The sequence below is a fragment of the Nonomuraea lactucae genome, assembly GCF_003313395.1.
GTDB classification, from domain to species: Bacteria; Actinomycetota; Actinomycetes; order Streptosporangiales; family Streptosporangiaceae; genus Nonomuraea; species Nonomuraea lactucae.
The window spans coordinates 1-1565 of sequence record NZ_QNFZ01000524.1; the positions used below are offsets into that span (position 1 = coordinate 1).

Consider the following 1565-nt stretch of genomic DNA (forward strand, 5'->3'; position numbering starts at 1 on the left):
CGCCACCGGGGCGCTGCGCGAGCCGTACGCGGAGCTCGCGCTGGCCGCGAACGCCGCGCCCGCCCCCACCGTCGCGGTCGACGTGCCCAGCGGGGTGGACGCCGGCAGCGGCAGGGTGGCGGGAGCGGCCGTCGAGGCGCTGGTCACCGTCACGATGGGGGCCCGCAAGACCGGGTTGCTCGTCGATCCCGGTGCCGCCTGCGCGGGCACGGTGGAGCTCGTCGACATCGGGCTCGGCCCCTACCTGCCCGATCCCGACGTGGCGGCGCTCACCTCGGGCGACGTGGACGACCTGCTGCCGCTCCCGTCCAAGGAGTCCGACAAGTACCGCAGGGGCGTGGTGGGCATCGTCGCGGGCGGCGACCTCTACACGGGCGCGGCCGTGCTCGCCGTGGGAGGCGCGCTGCGGGCCGGCGCGGGCATGGTGCGCTACGCGGGGCAGAGCGCGCCCGTCGCCCAGGTCCGCGCCCACTGGCCCGAGGCGGTCGTCACCGAGCTCGACCGGCCCTCGGTCGACGAGGTCGGCCGGGTGCAGGCGTGGGTCCTAGGCCCCGGGCTCGGCACGGGGGAGTGGGCGCGCGAGCTGGCCGCCGCGGTGCTCGCCGATGACGTCCCCGTGCTGGTCGACGCCGACGGCCTGACGCTGGTCGCCGGGGACAGGTCGCTGCTCAGGCGCGCCGCGCCCGTCCTGATCACCCCGCACGCGGGCGAGCTGGCGCGGTTGATCCGCGCCGACCGCGACCGGATCGAGGCGGGCCGCCTGGAGCACGCCCGCGCGGCGGCGGCGGAGCTGGGCGTGACCGTGCTGCTCAAGGGCTCCACCACGGTCGTCGCAGAGGAGGACCGGCCGGCCCGGGTCAACACCACGGGCACGCCGTGGCTGGCCACCGGCGGCACCGGCGACGTGCTGGCCGGCGTGACGGGCGCGCTGCTCGCCCAGGGGCTCGGCTGCTACGACGCCGCCTCGTGCGGCGCCTACCTGCACGGGCTCGCCGGGATGATCGCCGCCGACGAGGCGCCGCTGAACTCCACCGACGTGGCCTCCGCCATCCCCGCGGCCATCCGCGCGGTGCGCGGCGGGTGAACGGTCGGCGGCGTTCGTGCGAAGCGAATCATGCTCTTCCACGTCAGCCACCTGCCAAACTGGAGAAATGGATTCACAGATGGCGACACTCGCCCAGGCCCGGGTGGACCTCGCCGCTATCAAGCACAACGTGGCGCTGCTGAAGGAGCGCGTCGGCGGCGCCGAGGTGATGGGCGCGGTCAAGGCCGACGCCTACGGGCACGGGCTGGTGCCGACCTCCAAGGCCGTTCTCGAGGGCGGTGCGAGCAGGCTCGGCACCGCCTACATCTGGGAGGCGCTCGCGCTGCGCGAGGGCGGCGTCACGGCGCCGGTGCTGTCGTGGATCGTCGGGCCCGGCGAGCCGATCGACGAGGCGCTGGAGGCGGGCGTGGAGCTGTCGGCGGCCGACGAGCCGCTCCTCGACGAGATCGCCGCCGCCGCCCGGCGCACCGGGCGCCCCGCGCGCACGCACCTGGAGGCCGACACCGGCATGAGCCGGGGC

Annotated in this window: 2 protein-coding genes; both read left to right on the forward strand. The window is 76.3% G+C overall.

Annotated elements, in window-relative coordinates; all coding sequences use genetic code 11:
• A partial coding sequence (locus DQW85_RS23245; RefSeq protein WP_113702226.1) for an NAD(P)H-hydrate dehydratase occupies positions 1-1084 on the forward strand: 1084 nt, incomplete at its 5' end.
• Between the two features lie 79 nt (positions 1085-1163).
• A partial coding sequence (locus DQW85_RS23250; RefSeq protein WP_205315347.1) for an alanine racemase occupies positions 1164-1565 on the forward strand: 402 nt, incomplete at its 3' end.